Annotated in this window: 15 protein-coding genes; 6 read left to right on the top strand and 9 right to left on the bottom strand. The window is 65.7% G+C overall.

The genetic code is table 11. The annotated features are described in order from the left end of the window. Positions 1 to 26: 26 nt before the first annotated feature. Genes RAD15_RS28420 through RAD15_RS28405 form a run of 4 tightly spaced genes read left to right on the top strand, consistent with a single transcriptional unit; the run spans position 27 to position 3829 of the window. Positions 27 to 986 (top strand): ABC transporter permease, encoded by a 960-nt coding sequence (locus RAD15_RS28420; RefSeq protein ID WP_458181518.1) that lies wholly within the window; start codon positions 27 to 29, stop codon positions 984 to 986. Next, positions 952 to 1869 carry an ABC transporter permease gene (locus tag RAD15_RS28415; protein WP_458181517.1) on the top strand — a complete coding sequence of 306 codons (918 nt, stop codon included), beginning with the start codon at positions 952 to 954 and terminating at the stop codon, positions 1867 to 1869. Before RAD15_RS28420 ends, RAD15_RS28415 begins: the two co-directional genes overlap by 35 nt. Beyond that, positions 1869 to 2864 (top strand): ABC transporter ATP-binding protein, encoded by a 996-nt coding sequence (locus RAD15_RS28410; protein WP_458181516.1) that lies wholly within the window; start codon positions 1869 to 1871, stop codon positions 2862 to 2864. The genes RAD15_RS28415 and RAD15_RS28410 overlap by 1 nt, the downstream gene beginning before the upstream one ends. Next, the gene (locus RAD15_RS28405; RefSeq protein ID WP_458181515.1) at positions 2861 to 3829 is read left to right on the top strand and encodes an ABC transporter ATP-binding protein; all 969 of its coding nucleotides are present in this window, start codon (positions 2861 to 2863) and stop codon (positions 3827 to 3829) included. The genes RAD15_RS28410 and RAD15_RS28405 overlap by 4 nt, the downstream gene beginning before the upstream one ends. A gap of 24 nt (positions 3830 to 3853) precedes the next feature. Here RAD15_RS28405 and RAD15_RS28400 read toward each other — a convergent pair whose 3' ends face one another. The 8 genes from RAD15_RS28400 to RAD15_RS28365 all read right to left on the bottom strand — a co-directional run bounded on the left by RAD15_RS28400 (position 3854) and on the right by RAD15_RS28365 (position 12625). Beyond that, complete coding sequence (locus RAD15_RS28400) at positions 3854 to 4501, bottom strand: HAD family hydrolase (RefSeq protein ID WP_458181576.1); 648 nt, start codon at positions 4499 to 4501, stop codon at positions 3854 to 3856. Positions 4502 to 4600: 99 nt separating this feature from the next. After that, a complete protein-coding gene (locus tag RAD15_RS28395) occupies positions 4601 to 6505 on the bottom strand; it encodes a sensor domain-containing diguanylate cyclase (protein ID WP_458181514.1) in 1905 nt (634 codons plus the stop codon). Between the two features lie 178 nt (positions 6506 to 6683). Next, a complete protein-coding gene (locus tag RAD15_RS28390) occupies positions 6684 to 6902 on the bottom strand; it encodes a dodecin (protein ID WP_458181513.1) in 219 nt (72 codons plus the stop codon). 171 nt (positions 6903 to 7073) lie between these two features. Beyond that, on the bottom strand, positions 7074 to 7631 hold the full coding sequence (locus RAD15_RS28385) for an HNH endonuclease (RefSeq protein WP_254123568.1): 558 nt from the start codon (positions 7629 to 7631) through the stop codon (positions 7074 to 7076). Positions 7632 to 7848: 217 nt separating this feature from the next. Continuing rightward, entirely contained in the window at positions 7849 to 8823 is a 975-nt protein-coding gene (locus tag RAD15_RS28380; RefSeq protein WP_458181512.1) for a peptidyl-alpha-hydroxyglycine alpha-amidating lyase family protein, read from the bottom strand. Positions 8824 to 8973: 150 nt separating this feature from the next. Continuing rightward, positions 8974 to 10728 carry a flavin-containing monooxygenase gene (locus tag RAD15_RS28375; RefSeq protein WP_458181511.1) on the bottom strand — a complete coding sequence of 585 codons (1755 nt, stop codon included), beginning with the start codon at positions 10726 to 10728 and terminating at the stop codon, positions 8974 to 8976. A 74-nt stretch (positions 10729 to 10802) separates the two neighbouring features. Then, a complete protein-coding gene (locus RAD15_RS28370) occupies positions 10803 to 11888 on the bottom strand; it encodes a DUF2855 family protein (RefSeq protein ID WP_458181510.1) in 1086 nt (361 codons plus the stop codon). Next, the gene (locus RAD15_RS28365; protein ID WP_458181509.1) at positions 11885 to 12625 is read right to left on the bottom strand and encodes a DNA-3-methyladenine glycosylase family protein; all 741 of its coding nucleotides are present in this window, start codon (positions 12623 to 12625) and stop codon (positions 11885 to 11887) included. Before RAD15_RS28365 ends, RAD15_RS28370 begins: the two co-directional genes overlap by 4 nt. A 111-nt stretch (positions 12626 to 12736) precedes the next feature. Between RAD15_RS28365 and gluQRS the strand changes: the two genes are divergently transcribed. Together gluQRS and RAD15_RS28355 are read left to right on the top strand one after the other, a co-directional pair. Continuing rightward, the gene (gene gluQRS / locus RAD15_RS28360; protein WP_458181508.1) at positions 12737 to 13609 is read left to right on the top strand and encodes a tRNA glutamyl-Q(34) synthetase GluQRS; all 873 of its coding nucleotides are present in this window, start codon (positions 12737 to 12739) and stop codon (positions 13607 to 13609) included. A 104-nt stretch (positions 13610 to 13713) separates the two neighbouring features. Beyond that, the gene (locus RAD15_RS28355; RefSeq protein WP_458181507.1) at positions 13714 to 14985 is read left to right on the top strand and encodes an ATP-binding protein; all 1272 of its coding nucleotides are present in this window, start codon (positions 13714 to 13716) and stop codon (positions 14983 to 14985) included. On the opposite strand, the gene RAD15_RS28350 is transcribed toward RAD15_RS28355, so the two are convergent. Then, positions 14912 to 15805, bottom strand: a complete 894-nt coding sequence (locus tag RAD15_RS28350; RefSeq protein ID WP_458181506.1) for a YihY/virulence factor BrkB family protein — start codon at positions 15803 to 15805, stop codon at positions 14912 to 14914. The genes RAD15_RS28355 and RAD15_RS28350 overlap by 74 nt on opposite strands. Positions 15806 to 15963 lie beyond the last annotated feature (158 nt).

Here is a 15963-nt window from a genome sequence, read left to right as displayed (position 1 = left end):
CCAACTCTAGACGGGGCCCTTCCCTCATGAGCCGATACGTCCTACGTCGCTTGCTGATCGCGATTCCGAGCCTGCTCGGAATTTCGGTCGTGCTGTTTGTCGTGCTCGCGCTCGCCCCTGGCGATCCGTTCTCTGAGCTGGCGACCAATCCGAACGTGCCGCCCGAAGTGCAGGCTGCGCTCCGCGCCAAGTTCGGCCTCGACGATCCGATCCACCTTCGCTACCTGCACTGGCTCAACGCCATGCTGCACGGCGACTGGGGCTTCTCCTTCGTCAGCCGGATGGACGTCGACACGCTGATCCTCCAGCGCCTGCCGGCCACGCTCTACGTGATCGGCTCGGCCCAGCTCCTGGCTTTGCTGATCGCGATCCCCGTCGGGGTCTACGCGGCGACGAAGCCCTATTCGCTGTTCGACCAGATTGCCAACACGCTCGCCTTCGTCGGCTTCTCGCTGCCGACCTTCTTCACCGGCATCCTGTTCATCCTGATCTTCTCGGTCACGCTGGACTGGCTGCCTTTCGTCTATACCACCGACATCAAGGGCACCGGCATTCGCTGGGTGCTGGAGATGATCCGGCAGGCGATCATGCCGGTGGCGGTGCTCGGCCTGTTCCAGGCGGCGTCGATGACCCGCTTCGTGCGCTCGGCGATGCTCGACGTGATCCGGCTCGACTACGTCACCACGGCGCGCGCCAAGGGTCTCGGGCAGGCCAAGGTCATCATCAAGCACGTCATGCGCAACGCCATGATCCCGGTCGTGACGCTCATTGCGTTGCAGATGCCGGCGGTGTTCGGCGGCGCCATCGTCACCGAGCAGATCTTTCGCATCCCCGGCATCGGCTCGCTGCTGATCTCCTCCATCCTGTCCAACGACACGCCGGTGGTGATGGCTGTCACCTTCGTCTTCGCGTGCCTCGTCGTGTTGTTCAATCTCATCGCGGACGTCCTTTATGGCTGGCTTGACCCTCGCATCTCCCTCCGCTGAGCGGGGCGTCTACTCGCCCTGGCGCGAGACGTGGCGGCGCTATCGCCGCCACCGCCTCGCCGTGATCAGCGCCTTCCTGCTGCTGGTGCTGGTGCTGGCGGTCGTGGCCGGCCCCTTCGTCTGGCGCATCAAGATCAACGACATCGATATCGTTGCGGGCATGCAGGGTCCTTCGCTGGCCCATCCCTTCGGCACCGACGATCTCGGCCAGGACATCCTGGCGCGCATGATCTATGGCGGGCGCATCTCGCTCGCGGTCGGGCTCGCCGCGATGCTGGTCTCGGTCTTCGTCGGCACGCTGATCGGCGCGCTCGCCGGCATGTCGCGCGGCGCGCTCGGGCACGGCCTGATGTGGCTCACCGACCTGTTCCTGTCGCTGCCACAGCTGCCGCTGCTGTTGCTGCTGATCTATCTCTTCCGCGACGGGTTGAAGGCGATGTTCGGCCCCGAGGGCGGCATCTTCATCCTGATCGTGCTCGTGATCGGGGGACTCCGCTGGATGCCGGTGGCGCGGCTCGTGCGCGCGCAGTTCCTGTCGATCCGCGAAAAGGAATTCGTCGAGGCCGCGCGCGCGCTCGGCGCCAGTCCGGTGCGGCAGGTGGTGCGGCACATCCTGCCCAATGCGGTCGGCCCGGTGATCATCGCCGGTACCATCGACGTCGCCGCTGCCATCATCGCGGAATCGACGCTGTCCTTCCTCGGCCTCGGCTTTCCGCCCGACACCCCGACCTGGGGCCGGCTGCTCTATGACGCCAAGGATTTTCTCGACATCGGCCCGCACTGGGCGCTGTTTCCTGGCGGCGCGATCTTCATCGCCGTGGTTGCCATCAACTTCATCGGCGACGGCCTGCGTGACGCGCTCGATGCGCGACGGGTGATCTGATGGCGCCGCTGCTCGAGATCAAGGGCCTGAAAACCCACTTCTCCACCGACGACGGCATTCTGCAGGCCGTCGACGGCGTCGATATCTCCATCAACAAGGGCGAGACGCTTTGCGTCGTCGGCGAATCCGGTTGCGGCAAGACCGTTACCGCGATGTCGATCCTGAAGCTGATCGCGATGCCGCCCGGCCGCATCGCGGCGGGCCAGATCATCTTCGAGGGGCGCGATCTCGTGCCGCTGACGAGCAATCAGCTCGACGAGATCAGGGCCAAGGAGATCGGCTTCATCTTCCAGGAGCCGATGACCTCGCTCAACCCGGTGCTCACGATCGGCGAGCAGATCGCCGAGAGCCTGCGCCGCCACGAGGCGGTGACCAGGAAGCAGGCGCTCGAGCGCACCATCGAGATGCTGAAGCTGGTGCAGATCCCGAACGCCGAAGGCCGCGTGCACAATTATCCGCACCAGTTCTCCGGCGGCATGCGCCAGCGCGTGATGATCGCGATGGCGCTCGCCTGCAAGCCGAAGCTGATCATCGCGGACGAGCCCACCACCGCGCTCGACGTCACCATCCAGGCGCAGATCCTCGACCTCCTGCAGGACATGAAGGAGCGCTTCGGCATGGCGGTGATGTTGATCACCCATGCCATGGGCGTCGTCGCCGAGACCGCGCAGCGCGTCGTTGTGATGTATGCCGGCAAGGTGGTGGAGGAGGCGCTCGTCGACGATCTCTTCGGCGATCCCGGCCACCCCTATACGCAAGGACTGATCCGCTCGATCCCGCGCATCGACCTCGACAGCGAGCACAAGACGCGGCTCGAGGCGATCGCGGGCTCGGTGCCGATCCTGATCAATCCGCCGGTCGGCTGCCGCTTCGCGCCGCGCTGCAAGTTCGCCATGAATGTCTGCACCGAGAAGGAGCCGCTGCTGCGCGAGATTGCGCCCGGCCACCGCATGGCCTGTCATCTCGGAGATACACAGTTGGGAGGCGCGGCATGAGCGAGCCCTTGCTCCGCGTCAGCGGCCTGAAGAAACATTTCCCCGTGCTCGGCGGCCTGTTGTCGCGCCAGGTCGGCACCGTCTATGCGGTCGACGGCGTGTCGTTCTCGGTCAATCGCGGCGAGACGCTCGGCCTCGTCGGCGAATCCGGCTGCGGCAAGTCGACGACGGGGCGCTGCGTGCTGCGCCTGATCGAGCCGACCGACGGCGAGGTCATGTTCGACGGCCAGGACGTGCGCAAGCTCGGCGGCAACGACCTGCGCGCGATGAGGCGGAACATGCAGCTGGTGTTCCAGGATCCGTTCGCCTCGCTCAATCCGCGCATGACGGTCGGCGCCATCCTCGGCGAGGCCTTCACCATCCACAATCTCGCCTCGTCCGCCAGGGAGCGGGAGGAGCGCGTCGCGGGTCTGCTCGTCAAGGTCGGGCTCAAGGCCGAGCACATGCGGCGCTATCCGCACGAATTCTCCGGCGGCCAGCGCCAACGCATCGTGATCGCGCGCGCGCTCGCGGTCGAGCCGAAGCTGATCGTCTGCGACGAGCCGGTCTCCGCGCTCGACGTGTCGATCCAGGCCCAGGTGATCAATCTCCTGGAGGACCTCCAGGCCGAGCTGAACCTCACCTACCTTTTCGTCGCGCACGACCTTTCGGTGGTCGAGCACATCTCCGATCGCGTCGCGGTGATGTATCTCGGCCGCATCGTCGAGCTCGCCAAGGCCAGCGACCTCTACCGCAATCCGCAGCATCCCTACACAAGGGCGCTGTTGTCGGCGGTGCCGGTGCCCGATCCAAAACTCAAGCGCGAGCGTATCCGGCTCAAAGGCGACGTGCCGAGCCCGATGAAGCCGCCGTCGGGCTGCCACTTCCACACCCGCTGTCCGATCGCCCAGCCGCGCTGTGCGGAAAGCGCGCCTGTGTTGAAGGAAGGGGCGGGCGGGCACTTCGTGTCGTGTCATCTGGCCTGACGCCGGGGAACGCTCGACGCGAATTCACCCTTGAAGCAGGCGGTGCTCGGAAAGAGCCCGCTTGAATGTCTCCACCGACGTGTGGTGATGCGCGAACAGGCCCGCCTCTCGCGCGCCGGCGACATTGGCGAGGAGATCGTCGACGAACAGGACGGCCTCCGGCCTCAAATTGAGCTCCGACAGGCAGAGGCGATAGCAGCGCGGATCCGGCTTTGCCGCCCCGAATTGAGCCGACGTGTAGATTCGGGAGCCGAACAGCGGACGCAAATCCGGCAGCAGCGTGTCGATATGGTCGGCGACCAGCGTGGTATTGTTGGTCAGGACCGCGATATCGACGGTCTTGCGCAAGCCGTCGACAATCTCCAGCATGGCGCGATCGGCCCGCATCGAACGGCGCCGCGCCTCCACCCACTCGTCGAGCGACAGCGGATAGCCGATGCGTTCGCCGAAACCGCGCAGATAGTCGGCTGCGCCGAGAGTGCCGGAATCGCCCATGAGCTCGAATCCGCTGTCCCAGATCGCGGTGTGAACGGCTTCGCTGCTGGTCCCCGCAAGCTCCGCCAGGCATGCGACACGTGTTCCTCGGTCGTAGTCGCAGAGGACATTGTCCATGTCGAAGAGGACGAGTTCGATCTTATCAGCCACGGCAACACTCTCGGGCCGGCCGAACATCCGGCCGTGATCCAAAGTCATATCGCGCCTGAGAGGGTTCTCCAACGATCCCCGCGGGGGCGGGCAGCGCGTATTACGCTTGGTGAGCGCCCTTCTCTGTTACGCGGTCTTCGCCGGCCAGGGGACGACCTGTCCCGACATCACCAGCCGGTCACGGCCGCTGTCCTTGGCGGCGTAGAGCGCGCGATCGGCAGCCACCACCAGCGTGCTGGAGTCCGCCGTGGTCTCGGATGGGAGGCTTGCCGCGGCGCCCACGCTGACAGTGACCAGGCGAGAGGGCGGGTTTTGCGCATGCAGCAAGGCGAGATCGTGCAGCGCCTGGCGAATCCCTTCGCCGACCTCGGCACAGCCGTCTGCCCCGGTGTTCGGCAACAGCACGGCGAATTCCTCGCCGCCGTAGCGGGCGGCGAGATCGGCGGGGCGCCTGGCTTGAGCGGATAGAATCCGGCCAAGCGCGCGAAGGCACCCGTCGCCCGCCAGATGTCCGTAATGGTCGTTGAACTTCTTGAAATGATCGACATCGATCAGCAACAGCGAAAGCTGCGTGCCGTCGCGCCGGGCGCGCGCCCATTCGTCGGCGAGGCGTTCGTCGAATGCGCGCCGGTTGGCAAGGCCGGTGAGGCCGTCGGTCGTCGCAAGCGATGCGAGCTTGTCCTGAAGATCCTTTTGCTCGGTCATGTCGCGCACGACCGCGACCACGCCGTCGATCTCGCCGCTGTCGGACGCCAGGGTCACGTGCAGCGCCGCCTCCGCCCAGATCTCGCCCTTGTCGCGATGGCGCTGGCGATAGACGAACCGTGCCTCTTCGGCCTCGCCATTCTTCAGCGCCGCGATGGCCTGCTCGACACGTTCCATGTCGTCCGCGTGAATGCCGGCCAGGGCCGAGGTCGCCAGCAGTTCGTCGGCGGACCAGCCGGTGATGCGCGCGCATGCGGGAGAGACGTAGAGCAGCCGGTTGTCCAGCCCGATCCGGGTCACCATGTCGCTGGACTGTTCGGCCAGCAGGCGGAAATTCGCTTCCTTGGCGACCAGGGCCTGCGCCATGCGCTGCCGCTGCACCAGCTGCCGGACCAGGTAGAAGCCGATCACCGCGATCAGCAGGACGAGGCCGAGGACGAAGGTCATGCGTACGGCCGCCGCGCGGCGCCAGGGGGCCAGCACGTCGTCCTGCGACTTGCTCGCCAGCACCATCAGCGGATAGCGGCTGCTGCGCTGGTAGTAGCTCAGCCGCTGCACGCCATCGAGCGGCGACGTGAAATAATAGACCGCCGCAGTGGGACGGCTTTCCCAGGTCTTGAACAAGGGCGCGTTGGACAGATCGCGTCCGATGAAGGCGCCGGCCTCGTCGCGGCTGCGCGCCAGCATGATGCCGCCGTTGTTGAGCAGTGATGCCGAGCCGTTCGGACCGATGTCGAACCGCTCGTAGAACTTGACGAAATAGCTGACGTCGACCGTGAGCAGGGCGACGCCGGCGAAGCCGCCGTCGGAATCGTTGATCCGGCGTGATGCGGTGATGATCCACTGGCCGCCGGCGCGGCTCTTGATGGGCGGTCCGATCAGCGTGCCCGTCTCCGGCGAGTCGCGATGGCGCCGGAAATACTCGCGGTCGCTGTTGTTGAGCTTGGAGAAGTCGAGGCGCTCAGTCGTGGCAAGCCACCGGCCGGTCGCATCATAGACGAAGATGCCGCGGATGCGGTCCGACGATTTGCGTGTCGGAAGATAGGCCTGCAGCTTTGCAATCGTGTCCGGGCCCGTTCCGTCGATTTCAAGCCGATGGACCAGCCCGACGAGGACCGTGTCGACGAGCTCGAACGTATCGTCCGCGTGCTGGATCAGCGACTGCGCGAGATTGGTCACGTCGATCTCGGCGTTCCTGAGATCGGCATTACGCGCTTCCCATTCGCGCCAGGCGCTCAAGCCGAGGATCGCCACGCAAATCAGCGCGACGAAACCCGCCGCCCAGAGCGGAAGGCGCGTCTTGCCGAATTCGCGGCTGGTGACCATCGGGTTTGCTCCAAATCGGTGCAAACCTCTCACTTTCGACTTAACGGCCTGTTGCAATATCCGCGATGATTGTGCGCGGTCCGTATTCAACCGGTGGGGGTCGATATATCTTGATCGACTCTCGCGGGCGGATGTTAACCATGCCGCCGTGGCGCGACGGTTGGTATCCGCCGCGTCATCACTCCAGCGTGAAGCCGACCCGCAGCGTCACCTGGTAGTGTCGTACGGTACCGTTCTCGATGTGGCCGCGGGTCTGCACCACCTCGAACCATTTCATCTCGCGAACGGTCTTGGCGGCACGGCTGACCGCGTTCTTGATCGCATCCTCGATCGAGGTCTCGGACGATCCGACCAGTTCCAGGATCTTGTAGACGTGATCCGTCTCGGCTGCGGGCATGAGGACTCTCCCCTTGGGCTATCTTGGGCTATGGCGGGCCAGGATAGATCCGGTCCCTCACTCTGAACGGATACCGGTGCTTCGGGTTCCGTTCTCGGCCAGGTCTGCGCAGGCCTGCTGAATGCATCGCGACGGGATGGCAAGGATCGCGATCGGGGCCTGAAGCCAGCCCTACGGATCCAGCTCCGTATCCCAGTAGAGATAGTCGAGCCAGCTGTCGTGCAGATAGTTCGGCGGGAACAGCCGGCCGTTACGGTGGAGCTGGTGCACGGTCGGGGCGAAAGCGTGCTGGCGCGGGAACATCTTGGCCTGCGCCGGGGTGAGGTTGCCCTTGCGCAGGTTACACGGCGAGCACGCCGCGACCACGTTCTCCCAGGTGGTCTGACCGCCTTTGCTGCGCGGGATGATGTGATCGAAGGTGAGGTCTTCGGGCGAGCCGCAATATTGGCAATTGAAGCGGTCGCGCAGGAAGACGTTGAAACGGGTGAAGGCGGGATGGGTGGTCGGCTTGACGAAGGATTTGAGCGAGACGACGCTCGGCAGCTGCATCTGCAGCGTGGGACTGTGGACCGCCTGATCGTAGTGAGCGACGATGTTGACGCGGTCGAGGAACACCGCCTTGATCGCGTCCTGCCACGACCAAAGAGACAGCGGGTAGTAACTCAGCGGCCGGAAGTCCGCATTCAGCACCAACACCGGCCAACTGCCTTGCGAGACATGTGCGTTCAAGTAACGCTCCCGGCCTCCAATATACGCTGCGAAGCAGCATGTACTGACATACTACATGCAGCGTGACGGGATTGTGAAGCCCGTTGAGCGACTTATTCAGGCGCAGGCAATGCGGCGGCGGGGTGGCAAAATGCGTAAAACCGCCGCGATTTGGGGTGCGGTCCCGCGGCTGGCGCGGAACTGTCTTCGCCGGCGCGTCGTGGCTCCGCCGCGGCAGTTACTCCCATACCCGCTCCAGCTTCTGCAGGCACCGCGTCGCGCGCACCGCCGCCGGCACCTCCTCGTCCGGAAAGCTCGTCTTCCAGTCGGCGACGCCGACCTCGCCGACATAGATGTCGCCCTTGGAATCCAGCGCGATGCCGTGCGGCGCCAGGAATTTGCCGCTGGCGACGCCCGGCCCCTCCTCGCCGCCGAGCCGCGCGATGCGCTTTCCCTGCGCATCCACAATCGATAGCCGCGGGCCGATATTGGGCACCTTGCGGTTGATGGCGAGGCCCGGGCCGAGCTCGCCGATCACGAAGGTCGGGCTCTTGCCGCCGCAGCAGCACAGCGCGCAGGGACGGTGCAGATTGTTCCACTGCGTCTCGTACTTGCCCTCGCCATTGAAGACCTGCACGCGATGATTCTCGCGGTCGGCGACATAGACCCAGCCATCGGCATCGGTGGCTATATTATGCACGATGTTGAACTGGCCGGGATCGGTGCCGGGCTCGCCCCAGCTCTTCATCAGCTTGCCGTCGGGCGTGAACTTGTGCACGCGCGCATTGCCATAGCCGTCGGAGACGTAGATCTCTCCCTTCGGCGACAGCGCGGTGTGGGTGCAGCGATGAAAGGGATTGCCGCTCATGAACGGCGTCGGCTTCTCGGGGATGCCGATCGTCAATAGCACCTTGCCGTCGGTGGTGCATTTGCGCACGGTGTGGTTGCCGTCGTCGGTGCAATAGAGATTGTCGTCGGCGTCGATGTGCAGCCCGTGTGCACGGGAGAACAGGCCTTCGCCCCAGCTGCGCAAGAAATGACCCTCGCGGTCCAGCACCACCATCGGATGGGCACCGCGGTTGAAGACGTAGAGGCGGTCCTTGCTGTCGACCGCGACGGACGCGACGTCGGTGAGCTGCCAGCCGTCCGGCAGCTTTGCGAAATTTTCGACGACACGGTAGCGGTGCTCGCCGCTGCCGAGAATGGCTGGCATGGATGGTCCCTTCCTTTATCTGTCTCTGTCCTGCTCATCTGCATCCACGCAGTCATTGTGAGCGTAGCGAAGCAATCCAGAATCTCTCCGCGGAGGCAGTCTGGATGGCTTCGCTACGCTCACAATGACGAGGGCTTGGGTGTGCCCACCTCACGCCTCCAGCATCCCTTCCTCGATCGCCTTGATCTGGAGCGCGAGATATTTCGAGTTGATGCGGCACTGTGCGAGGCTGCCGGCAATGAACCACAGGCCAGGCTGTCTCGTGCGCGCATACATGTTGCGCAGCTCAAAACCGTCGCCGAACCCCCAGACCGGGCCGACACGGTCGGCAGTGCCGTCACCGAACAGTTTTCGCACGAGGTATTCCTGCGGCTTGTAGCCCGTGGAGAGCACGATGAGGTCGGCTGGAATGATCGAGCCGTCCTTCATGCGCGCGCCCTCGGTGACGAAGCTCTCGATGTCGGAAAACTGCCTGAGCTTGATCGCGCCCTCTACGATCAGGTTGGAGCAGCCGACGTTGAAATAATAGCCGCGGGTGAGGTATTTGAACTGCCAGCCGGTGCCGGCCTCGCCGAAATCGAGCTTGAAGCCGACGCGGGAGAGGCCGTCGAGCAGCTCCTTGTCGAGCTCCTTCGACTGCTCGGTCAGCATGACATGGGTCTTCCTGGCGAGCGGCGTCGGCATCGAGGCCGCGATCATGTCGTTATCCTCGAGCGTGCCTTCATTGTAGGTCGCGTACGCCAGCTGCGCCGACGGCTCGATATTGGTGACCAGCGTCGGAGAGCGCTGCACCAGCATCACCTCGGCGCCGCTGGAATAAAGGTCTTGCGCGATGTCGTGGCCGCTGTTGCCGGTGCCGATGACGATGGCGCGCTTGCCGGTCCAGTTCTCGCCGTCCTCGTAGCGGCTGGAATGCAGCAGCGTACCCTTGAAATTGTCGAGGGTTGGAATAGCGGGAATATTGGCGATGCCGCTGACGCCGGTCGCCATGATCACATGGCGCGGATGCATCGTACGCCGGCTGCCGTCGGCGCGGCGCAGCGTCACGGTCCAATGGCGCTTGGCCTCGTCATAGGCGCCGCCTTCGAATTCGGTGCCGGTCCAGAAGTTCAACTCCATGGCGTCGACGTAAGCCTCGAACCAGTTGGCGAGCTTGTCCTTGGGGATATAGACCGGCCAGCTCGGTGGGAACGGCATGTAGGGCATGTGATTGACCTGCACCTGGTTGTGCAGGGTCAGCGCGTGATAGCGCCTGCGCCAATTGTCGCCGATCCGCATCTCGCGATCGACGATCAGCGCGTCGACCTGCAACTGCTTCAGCCGTGCCGCAATCGCGAGCCCGGCCTGGCCGCCGCCGACCACCAGCACGGCCGGATCGCGGTCGGAATAATCGCGCGAGGCGTTGCGCAAATCGAGCCAGTTCGGCCCGCGGAAGTCGCGCGAATAGGCCTGGCCGCGCGGCCGCGAGATGCCGAGCTGCTCCTCGAACCCCTTGAGCTCGTCGAGTGCGGTGAGCAGCGTCCATGCCTTCAACCGGTCGCCGTCGGCGGCATCGGGAACGAGCCGGACGATGCCGCTGCCGCGGCCGATTGCGGTTTCGAAATTGAAAATGGCTTCGATGTTGTGGGTGCCGGCGCGCCTCACCCAGCGCGGCGGCGCACGGTTCGGCGTGATCTTGAAATTGGTCGGCGCCGCCTTGGGCGCAAGCGCAGTCAGCGCTTGCGCGATCGGCTCGCGGCCGGCGACCGTCTGCAGGTTCCAGCTCAGCGCCAGCACATCGCGCCAAAAGCTGTCGGCGAGGAAGAGGCGGTCCAGCGCGGCGGGATCCGGCTTGCCCAGCACGCGCTCGAGCTCGTCGAGCCAGGCTTGTGCGGCGACGGAGATATCCTTCGTCCTGTCCAGCATGCGCGACCTCGTGGCCGTCTTCGCGGCGTTAGAGGGTCGAACGCTATACTGGTTCTCCGGTCGTCGAAAGCGCTTTACCCGAGCAGCGAGAGCATGTGCCCCTGCTCAGGCGGAATGCGGCCCTTCAGCGTGTCCTGATAAACGCGCTGCACCGCTTCCGGCCCACGGCTCTCGACGACGGTGAGGCATCTCTCCAACAGAGGCGCAAAGCCCGACCAGGCCGCGCCAAAACGCTGCTCGATGCCGCCGGGACCCCACTCCTTGGCGCGCTTGCGGATATGATCGGGCGCGAAGAACCAGCGCGGCTTTGCGCCGGGCAGGGCGCCTTCATCGGCGTCGGTGGCGCGATGCGTCAAACCGACACGCACCGAGCAGGCCATCTGCTCGCCGAAATGGTGGTGCAGCCCGGCCCGCAACGCGCTGCTGCCGGCCATGTCGACGAAGGCGACCGGCTTATCCGTCGGCAGCGCGCCGACGCGGTCATAGGTGACGACTTCGTCGTAGCATGGCAGCGAGCCGACGAAGCCGGCGTTGCCCGCCGAGGTCAGCCCGATCACCTTGCGGCCGCGGCTGTGCAGGAGATGAGCAAGCCCGAACGCGGTCTTGCTGGACGCGCTGGAGAGCAGCACGGTGTGGGCCCCGAAATCGTCGTTCTCGGCGAGGAAGTCGTCGACCAGGAACGACAGCATGAACAGCGGCCGCAGCAGCGCCTGAAGGTCGCCCTCACGTCCGGCAAAGGCGGGATCGCCGGTGACGCGGGAATAGAGATTGTAGACCGGCGAGACCTGCTTGCGATGCTCGGCGCCGTCGCGAAGCGCGCGCTTGCTGACGTCAGTGGCCTCGACGACGAGATGCGTCGCCATCGGGAAATAGCCGAACAGCCGCTCGCCCACGGCGATGCCGGGATGTTTCGAGGCGACCACCTCGCCGAAGCCCCATACGGGGATGTTGCCAAAGCCCTGCGGCGCCGGAAAGATCTGCCAGTATTTCAGCTCGTCGCCCATCACGGCATAGGTGATGTTGTTGGCGGTGAACGCGAAGCGCTCGACCTTCACAAGCAGCGCATCCGCCGGCAGCGCGGCGGCATCCGGAATGGCGGTCTCGATCAGCTTGCACTGTTCGAGGTCGTTGCGTGCGACGATGAAATCGGTCGATGTCATGGTGAAGGCCTCGGCTTTTTCCGTGCCGACATCTTCTCTTTCACGGCTCTGCGCTTTGCAACAGCAACATTGTTTGAAACGGCGTTCGCCTCGCCGGCGATGACGCCCTCGCGCTTCTTCACCGCGCGATAATAGCTCCACCACAGATGCGCGGCAGCGCCGCGCAGCGGACGCCAGGGCTCGGCGAGCGGCGCCATCTGTTTTTCCGTCGGCCGCGCCTGAAGGCCGAGACCGATCTTGATGCTCTCCTGCACGGCGAGGTCGCCGGCCGGCCAGGCATCGCCATGGCCGAGACAAAACAGCAGATAGACGTCGGCCGTCCACGGCCCAATGCCGGGCAGCGCGATCAGCGTGTGATGCGCGGCGTCGGCATCTTCCTCCGCGAGCACGTCGAGGTTCAGCCGCTGCGCGGCGATCTCGCGCGCGAGATGTTTCAGCGTCTTGATCTTCGCGGCCGAGAGCCCGAGCCGTCCCAGCCGGTCGGCGCGGGCGCGTCCCACCGCCTCGTGGTCGAACGGATCGAACGCCGCCGACAGCCGCCCCCAGATCGCCGCCGCGCTCGCGGTCGAGAGCTGCTGCCCGCAGACGATGTGCGCCAGCCCCGCAAAGCCCGGCTCGCGCCGCCGCAAGGCGGGCATGCCGGCGACCTCGAACACGGGTTTCAGGCGCGGATCGCGCTTGATCAGCGCGTGGACCGCCTCTTCGAGATCGGACTGGGTTTCGAGGTGGATGGTCATGGGGCTCAACTCGTGATGCGCGGGCTTGACCCGCGCATCCATCTCCTATCGTAACAGAGTCCTGGAGGATGGATGGCCGGGTCAAGCCCGGCCACGACGAGATTTTTGCATATGGCGCCACCCGTTTTCCGATTTGCCCCGAGCCCGAACGGCCACCTCCATCTCGGCCACGCTTTTTCCGCGCTGCTCAACTTCGACCGGGCGCGCGAGACCGGCGGGCGGCTGCTGCTGCGGATCGAGGACATCGACGCGACACGCTGCCGGCCGGAGTTTGAGACCGCGATCTACGAGGACCTCGCCTGGCTGGGGATCGCCTGGGAGACGCCGGTGCGGCGGCAATCGGAGCATCTCGCCGAGTACGGCGCCGCGCTGGACAAGCTCTCCGCGCTCGGCCTCGTCTATCCCGCCTTCGAGAGCCGGGCCGAGATCGCAAGGCTGGTGACCGCGCGCGAGGCGAACGGGCCGTGGCCGCGCGATCCCGACGGCGCGCCGCTCTATCCCGGCGATGCCAAATCGTTGCCTGACGACGAGCGGGCGCGCCTGATCGCTTCGGGCGCGCCCTATGCGCTCCGGCTCGACATGGCGGCTGCCTGCCGCAACGCCGCCGACCTGACCTGGGACGAGCTCGGCGAGGGGCCCGATGGTGAGCGCGGCATCGTTCCTGCGCGGCCGGAGGCCTGGGGCGACGTCATCCTGGCCCGCAAGGAGACGCCGACCAGCTACCATCTGTCCGTGGTCGTCGACGACGCCCTCCAGGGCGTCAGCGAGGTGGTGCGGGGGCAGGACCTGTTTCACGCCACCTCGGTCCACCGCCTGCTTCAGGTCCTGCTCGGCCTGCCGGAACCCGCCTACCGCCACCACGCCCTGATTCGCGATGAGACGGGACAGAAGCTGTCGAAATCGGGCCGCTCGACCGGTCTGCGCGAGTTGCGCGCGGCCGGCATGACGCCGGCCGGCATCCGCCAGCTGATGGGATTAGGTTAAGTTTCTCTGGGGTTTAGCCAAACGCCGCCGTGACTCCGGGGGTTCCGCCGTGCCATGCTCGCCTGACGGCCCGGGGTTCGAAGGGAATACTTCGAAGGGGATTTATGGCGGCTAAAACGCGCCCAGCGCGCACTACGCGAACGTCCAGGCGACGGCCGCCTCGGAAGCGTGCCGGGGCGGTGGGCAAGGCGCGTAAGCGCAGCACCAAGGCGGTCGCGCCGAATGTGGTCCAGGCCGCGCTCGCCGCCTTTGCCCATGAGGTCCGCACCCCCCTGACCGGCATTCTCGCGATCAGCGACCTGCTTGCAACCTCCGATCTCGGCGAACGGGAGCGGCGCTGGGCCGACACCATCAAGGCCGGCGCGGAGCATCTGGCGAGCCTTGCCACGCTGTTCGTGGATGCCGCGAGGACCGGCAAAGGGGCGGGGACAGGCGGCGGCGCACTACGGCAGGATCTGTTCGACCTGCGGACGCTCGCCCGCAGCGCCGGCGATTCGCTGGCGGGCCGCGCCGCGGCCAAGGGCCTCCAGGCCCAGGTCGAGATCTCCGAAAAGCTGCCCGGCCTCGTGGTCGGCGATCCCGTCCGCCTGCGCGCCGCGCTCGAGAACCTGATCGACAATGCGGTGAAATTCACCGAGCACGGCGGCGTGGCGCTCGCGGTCACGCCCTTGCGTGTCCTGAAGGGCAGGACAAAGGGCAAAGGCAGGGTCGGCGTCGCCTTCGCGGTGTCCGACAGCGGCATCGGCCTCACCATGGCCGAGATCAAGCGGCTGTTCCGCCCCTTCACCCAGGCCAATGTCACCATCGCCTCGCGCTTCGGCGGCGCCGGCCTCGGGCTATCGTCGGTGAAGCAACTGGCGCGCGCGATGGGTGGCGACATCTCGGTCGCCCCGCGGCGCGGTGGCGGCGCCACCTTCACGTTGACGGTGTCGCTGGATGCGACGGGATCGGGCAAATCCCGCAAGGGGAAGGGCGAGGCTGAAGCCGACGTGGTCGCGGCGTTGCGCGTGCTCAGCGTCGAGGACAATCCGTTCGGCCGCGTCGTGCTCAACACCATCCTGACCGAGCTCGGCCATCATGCCGAGTTCATCGGTCGCGGCGAGGATGCGGTCGGCCGGCTCGCGCAAGGGGCGTTCGACGCGGTGCTGATGGACATGGTGCTGCCCGGCATCGACGGGGTCGAAGCGATCCGGCGGATCCGCACCATGCAAACGCCGCTGGCTCAGATCCCCATCATCGGCGTGTCCGGGCGTGGCGAGGACGAGGCGGCCTCGCGCGAGGCCGGCGCCGACGCCTTCCTGGTCAAGCCTGTGTCTCCGCGGGCTTTAGCGACTGCGCTGCTTGAAGCGACACGCCGTGAGGAAGTCGCGACTTGATGATCGCGGCGTTGAGCTCGCCGCCGTAAACGAAGATCGCGGCGATGAAGTACAGGAACACCAGCGCGATGATCACCGAGGCGAGCCCCGCATACATCGTGACGTAGTTGTTGGCGAAGCGCGCCAGATATTGTCCGAACACGATGCCCGAGATCAGCGACGCCACGATGGTGAAGACGATGCCGGGCAGGATCTGGAAGAAGCTGCGCCGCCCCGCCGGCAGCCAGGCGTGCAGGATCAGCAGCGCCACCACCAGCGCGCCGACGGTGATGCCGTAGCGTATCCACGTGAGAATGCTCTCGTTGGATTCGACGAACAACGGGATATGGCGCCGCGCCGCCTCGATGAAGAGCGGGCCGAGCACGATCAGGAATGCCATGGCGAGCGCGGTGAAGGCTGCGACCAGCGTGTAGCCGATCGATTCCAGCCGCAGCCAGTACCAGCGCCGCATCTCCACCACCGCATAGGCGCGGTTGAGTGCGACCCGCAGCGCCTCGACGCCGTTGGAGGCGAAATAAACCGACAGCGCCGCGCCGATGGTCAGCACCCCGGTGCGGGTCGTGGTCAGCACGTCATGCACCTCGCCCGAGATCGAATCGGCGACCTGCTTCGGCCAGATCTGGAGCATCAGGCTGGCGGCCTGGTCGGCGAGTTCCTTGGAGCCGAAGAATCCGGCGAGCGAGGTCAGCACGATCAGGAACGGGAACAGCGCCATCAGCGTCGACAGCGCGATATGGCTCGCGATCGCCCAGCCGTCGTCGGCCAGGAACGTGTAGAAGGCGTCCTCCACGACGATGTAGATGGTGCGGATCGCTTTCACGCGGCACCTACGCTGCTGTCGCCGCTCCCTCGCCCCACTTGCGGGGAGAGGTGGGGGGAGCAGGCAATTGGCGCAAATCGGAAATCATTCAGCTACCATCTGATATTATGGGCCTAAAAGCCAGATCGCGAGCGCCCCGGAATGGCGGATGGGGAGAT

Source organism: Bradyrhizobium sp. 14AA, assembly GCF_054185205.1.
Note: the sequence above shows the minus strand (reverse complement) of the source record. Positions and strands in the feature narration are given on the sequence as shown.

Excerpts from the sequence above, each read along its gene's own strand:
- RAD15_RS28420 (WP_458181518.1), top strand. The coding sequence starts at position 27 with ATGAGCCGATACGTCCTACGTCGCTTGCTGATCGCGATTCCGAGCCTG.
- RAD15_RS28415 (WP_458181517.1), top strand. The coding sequence starts at position 952 with ATGGCTGGCTTGACCCTCGCATCTCCCTCCGCTGAGCGGGGCGTCTAC.
- RAD15_RS28410 (WP_458181516.1), top strand. The coding sequence starts at position 1,869 with ATGGCGCCGCTGCTCGAGATCAAGGGCCTGAAAACCCACTTCTCCACC.
- RAD15_RS28405 (WP_458181515.1), top strand. The coding sequence starts at position 2,861 with ATGAGCGAGCCCTTGCTCCGCGTCAGCGGCCTGAAGAAACATTTCCCC.
- RAD15_RS28400 (WP_458181576.1), bottom strand. The coding sequence starts at position 4,501 with ATGTTCGGCCGGCCCGAGAGTGTTGCCGTGGCTGATAAGATCGAACTC.
- RAD15_RS28395 (WP_458181514.1), bottom strand. The coding sequence starts at position 6,505 with ATGGTCACCAGCCGCGAATTCGGCAAGACGCGCCTTCCGCTCTGGGCG.
- RAD15_RS28390 (WP_458181513.1), bottom strand. The coding sequence starts at position 6,902 with ATGCCCGCAGCCGAGACGGATCACGTCTACAAGATCCTGGAACTGGTC.
- RAD15_RS28380 (WP_458181512.1), bottom strand. The coding sequence starts at position 8,823 with ATGCCAGCCATTCTCGGCAGCGGCGAGCACCGCTACCGTGTCGTCGAA.
- RAD15_RS28375 (WP_458181511.1), bottom strand. The coding sequence starts at position 10,728 with ATGCTGGACAGGACGAAGGATATCTCCGTCGCCGCACAAGCCTGGCTC.
- RAD15_RS28370 (WP_458181510.1), bottom strand. The coding sequence starts at position 11,888 with ATGACATCGACCGATTTCATCGTCGCACGCAACGACCTCGAACAGTGC.
- RAD15_RS28365 (WP_458181509.1), bottom strand. The coding sequence starts at position 12,625 with ATGACCATCCACCTCGAAACCCAGTCCGATCTCGAAGAGGCGGTCCAC.
- gluQRS (WP_458181508.1), top strand. The coding sequence starts at position 12,737 with ATGGCGCCACCCGTTTTCCGATTTGCCCCGAGCCCGAACGGCCACCTC.
- RAD15_RS28355 (WP_458181507.1), top strand. The coding sequence starts at position 13,714 with ATGGCGGCTAAAACGCGCCCAGCGCGCACTACGCGAACGTCCAGGCGA.